The 4882-nt window shown below is 48.5% G+C and carries 3 protein-coding genes; all 3 read right to left on the minus strand.

Going from position 1 to position 4882, the window contains the following annotated elements; genetic code table 11:
• Window positions 1–113 precede the first annotated feature (113 nt).
• The gene (locus ACLFWI_RS26770) at window positions 114–1760 is read right to left on the minus strand and encodes an acetolactate synthase large subunit (RefSeq protein ID WP_446415450.1); all 1647 of its coding nucleotides are present in this window, start codon (window positions 1758–1760) and stop codon (window positions 114–116) included.
• Between the two features lie 235 nt (window positions 1761–1995).
• Window positions 1996–3360, minus strand: a complete 1365-nt coding sequence (locus tag ACLFWI_RS26775) for an NAD-dependent succinate-semialdehyde dehydrogenase (protein ID WP_446415451.1) — start codon at window positions 3358–3360, stop codon at window positions 1996–1998.
• A 150-nt stretch (window positions 3361–3510) separates the two neighbouring features.
• On the minus strand, window positions 3511–4882 hold a 1372-nt coding region (locus ACLFWI_RS26780), incomplete at its 5' end, for a GTP-binding protein (protein WP_446415452.1).

Below are 4882 nucleotides of genomic sequence, written 5' to 3' on the forward strand. Positions count from 1 at the left end.
GGATCTGAAGGGGGACTTTGATCTACTGTACTTTATTACAGAATAAGCGCTGTAAAAGTAGGGGCAATTCATGAATCGCCCCTACTCCACTCAGAAAACGCCAGTTTTATGACCTACATCTTACAACTCAAATCCCCAGCTTTTTGACTAAAGCGGAGATTTTCGCCATAGTCTACAGGGCAATCAATGACCGTCGGCACATCTTGGCTTAAGGCTTCTTTCAGGGTGGGAATAAACTCCGCCACCGAATTCACCCGATAGCCTTTTAACCCCATACTTTCAGCAAACTTGACAAAATCGGGATTGCCAAATTTAATAAATGCCGAGTCGCCAAATTGATTGTGTTGTTTCCACTCAATCAACCCATAGCCACCATCATTGAAAATCAAGGTGACAAAGTTTGTGCCGACTCGCAGGGCTGTTTCCAGTTCCTGGCAATTCATCATGAAACCGCCATCACCCGTCACCGCGACAACATGGCGATCAGGATGGACTAATTTTGCCGCGATCGCACCCGGCATGGCAATCCCCATGGCGGCAAAGCCATTGGAGATGATACAAGTGTTAGGGCGATCACAGTGATAGTGGCGTGCCATCCACATTTTATGAGCACCGACATCGGAGATAACAATATCTTCAGGTCCCATCACCTGACGTAAGTCATAGATGAGTTTTTGCGGCTTAATCGGAAACCCCTCATCATTGGCATACTGTTCATAATCCGCCCGAATATCGGAACGTAATTCCACCGCATGGGGCGTCGCCTTCCCTTCGCGATCGCCTTGTTTCATGATTTCATTCAGCGAATCGGAAATATCCCCAACCACTTCCACCAAAGGAATATAGCTGCTATCAATTTCAGCATGGGCAGCACCGATGTGAATAATCGGAATCTTGCCCTGTGGATTCCATTTCTTCGGTGAATATTCGATCAGATCGTAACCCACCGCAATCACTAAGTCTGTTTGATCAAAGGCACAGCTAACGTGATCGCGCTGTTGTAATCCCATTGTCCATAGCGCTAGGGGATGAGTATAGGGAATCACCCCCTTGCCCATAAACGTATTGATTACCGGAATATTCATCCGGGTGGCAAATTCCGTTAGGGCTTCTGCCGCATGGGCGCGAATTGCCCCATTCCCGACTAAGATTAAAGGATTTTTTGCCTTGGAGATGGCAACCGCCGCTTTGCCGATACTCCGGAATGAGGCATAGGTTTTCTCCCGTTCATCTTTAGCCAAGGGTTCACCTGTAACCGACATGGCGGCAATATTTTCCGGCAGATCAATGTGAACTGCCCCGGGTTTCTCACTTTGAGCCAGTTTAAATGCCTTCCGCACAATTTCCGAGGTATTACTCGGACGGACAATTTGCGTATTCCATTTGGTTACGGGGGCGAACATTGCCACCAAATCTAAGTATTGGTGGGATTCGATATGCATGCGATCGGTTCCCACCTGTCCCGTAATCGCTACCACTGGGGCACCATCTAGGTTAGCGTCAGCTACCCCAGTCATTAAGTTGGTTGCCCCTGGTCCTAATGTCGAAAGGCAGACGCCCGCCTTTCCGGTTAAACGTCCATACAAATCCGCCATGAAGGCTGCCCCTTGTTCATGGCGGGTGGTAATGAATTGAATCGAAGAGTGCTTGAGTGCTTCTAGCACATGCAAGTTTTCTTCCCCAGGCAATCCAAACACGTATTCGACGCCTTCATTTTCTAGGCATCTGACTAGCATGTCGGCTGTATTCATTTCGCCCATCTCAATTTTCCCCTTAATCTTCTTTGGTTATCGTTTGATGGTTGGCGCGATGTCCTATTTCGTCGAAACTCATACCTACTGAAATTTCAGCAGAACAAGTTAGAGAGAGCTAAAGCTAGGACTGGCTGTTAGCTATCCCCGGTAAAAATTCAAAGCTAAGGATCAAAATCCTATTGTTAAAATTCGGTTTTTTTAACAATAGCCTCTACTGTACTCTCCCGTCCATAGTTCTTAACTATTTCACCCAAACGGTTTTAATGTTGACAAATTCGTGAATTCCTTGTACTCCTAATTCTCTCCCATAGCCGGAGCGCTTAATCCCGCCAAAGGGTAGGCGGGGGTCAGATTTAACTAATCCGTTGATAAAAACAGCCCCAGCTTCTATCTCTTCAATGAGCCGTTGGGCTTGGGTTTCGTCCGTTGTCCACGCACTCGCCCCTAAACCAAACGGAATCGCATTGGCTTTAGCAATTGCCGCGTTAATGTCAGGAATTCTAAACAATAACGCCACTGGACCAAAAAATTCTTCGCTATCGGCGGGGGTTCCTGGAGGGAAGTCCGCCAAGATGGTGGGGGGGTAAAAATGACCGGGACGATCTAAGGGTTTACCCCCAATTAGAACTTTGGCTCCCTGTGCTATACAATCTTGTACCAATTGGTCTAATTCTTGGAGAATGCTGGGCGTTGCCAATGGTCCGATATTAGTGGTTTCCTCCATTGGATCACCCACATTCAGGGCAATAAATTTTTCAACCAAACGTTTTTCAAACTCATCCGCGATCGCATCGGCTATAATGAAGCGTTTAGCGGCGATGCAGGATTGACCATTATTCAGCATCCGGGCGGTAACGGCGGTGGTAACGGCGGCGTCTAAGTCGGCGCTTTCCAGGACAATAAATGGATCACTTCCACCGAGTTCCAGCACGGTTTTCTTCAGGTGTTTCCCAGCGGTAGCGGCTAAAGACGCGCCTGCGGGTTCACTTCCGGTTAAAGTAGCGGCTTTAATCCGGGAGTCACTGACAATGGCTTCAACTTGATTGGCAGAAATTAATAAGGTTTGGAATGCCCCTTCGGGAAACCCCGCTTCCTTTATAATGTCCTCAATCGCTAAAGCGCATTGCGGCACATTCGAGGCATGTTTCAGGATACCGACATTCCCCGCCATTAACGCGGGGGCGGCAAAACGAAACACTTGCCAGAAAGGAAAATTCCACGGCATTACCGCTAGAATAATCCCTAAGGGCTGATAGCGAACAAAACTCTGGCTGGCATCCGTTTTAATCGGATCATCTGCCAAAAACTCCGCCGCATTTTCAGCGTAGAAACGGCAAACCCAGGCACATTTTTGCACCTCCGCGATCGCGCTTTTGATCGGTTTGCCCATTTCCAAGGTCATCAGTTTACCGTATTTGACCTTATCCCGTTCTAGAATCTCCGCCGCCGCATTCAGCCAGTTCGCCCGTTGCGCCATCGGCGTTTTCCGGTACGACTCAAACACCTGTTGTCCCAGGGTGAGTTTGGCTTCTATCGACTCATGATCTAGTGGCTCAAAGGTTTTGAGCGTTTCCCCCGTTGCTGGGTTAATTGTGGCGATCCCCATAGCCTTCCTCGTTCGACTCCATTACTTGAGATGGAGTTAGCAGTTTCATTCTCAAGTCTACTGCGAGGCTGTCTTGTAAAAGACAATACCTTTACATTGCTTTACATTTTAGCTTATGTCGGCAGGAGGTTGATTTAAATTTCCCACAGATCATAAATGTTGACTCAATTCCTGTCGCAGGCGATAGAGAATCATATCCGGTTCAACTTGATTAAGAATATCTTGAATCACCGTACTTGCTCCTAAAGGTCCCCAAGTGCAGCCTTGTTCCAGATACACTTGCGCCGCATGACCAACCGTATACGCCCCATACCCGGCAATCCCAGCTTGAGTTACGGCGGTTCCAGCAAAAGCCGTTACTCCGCCAATACTGGCAACGGCTGAGGCACTTTTACCCATTCCCAACAGCGCACTACTTCCCAGTTCACCCAACAGTAAACCCCCAGAACTAACTAATATCTTGCGCCATAACTTTCCCGCTTCATAACTTGTCATCGGTAAACCATAGAGTCGGGATAAGGAACGAATCAGCGCCAAGTCCGCCACAGTTCCGCCTAAAATATCCAACAGACCAATCGGATTGAGCGCCACTGCCAAGGCTTTATACTTAGCAAAACGCCAGATTAAATCTTCGGCGTCTACCTTACGCTGTGCCACAGTTTTCTGGGCAATGCTAACTTGGGCAGTTCGGGCTTGAAATAGGGCATTAAGTGCCAAGAGCGATCGCCCTTCGCGATTGAGTATCTTTAAAATGGCTTGCTTTAACTCATCCACCTGGGGCGGTAGGGTTTCCCATTCATAACTGACGGTTCCATCGGGCAATTCCACCCGCACTTGTATGGGAGACGGTTCAGCGGCTACCCTGAAGATCTCCTCTGGTGATAACATCTTTTGTAAGCGGCGATCGCGAGGAGTACCTGTACCCAGTTCTTGCAGTTGCTGGTAAATCGCGTCTCTATCTTGTTCGGGATACAAATCAATTTTGTTAAATACCAAAATCAGTGGCTTTTGGGCTTGTCGCAGTTCCGACAACGCCTGATACTCTGTGCGGGTAATATCCCCAGCCACGACAAATAAAATTAAATCCGCCTCAGACGCCACCTGTCGCGCCATCTGCGCCCGTGCTTCTCCCTGAACTTCATCCAATCCCGGCGTATCAATTAACTCAACCTGCACTTTCCCCTCACCACCAGGCGTCCAACGCACCGACTTGGGCGACTGGGTTACTCCATGCAAGGGACCCGTTTGCAAGATTTTCTGACCTAGCAAAGCATTGACAACAGCCGATTTGCCGCGACTGACTAAACCAAAGGTGGCAATACGAATCACGCCAACTTCAAGTTTGTCTAAGCTAAACTGCAACACCTCCAATTCATTCTGGAGTGCCGCTTGCAGTTCTACATCTGGAAGTGGGCGGCGGTGATGCAGGTTGTTGTACCAGAACAAAGTATGCCGCAAACTGGCACGAGCGCGGTGAATATAGTAGTCTTGGCGATTGCGGCTGGGTTTAGGGGAAGGGGAT

Source organism: Coleofasciculus sp. (assembly GCF_046539235.1).
In the GTDB taxonomy this organism is placed as follows: Bacteria; Cyanobacteriota; Cyanobacteriia; order Cyanobacteriales; family Coleofasciculaceae; genus Coleofasciculus.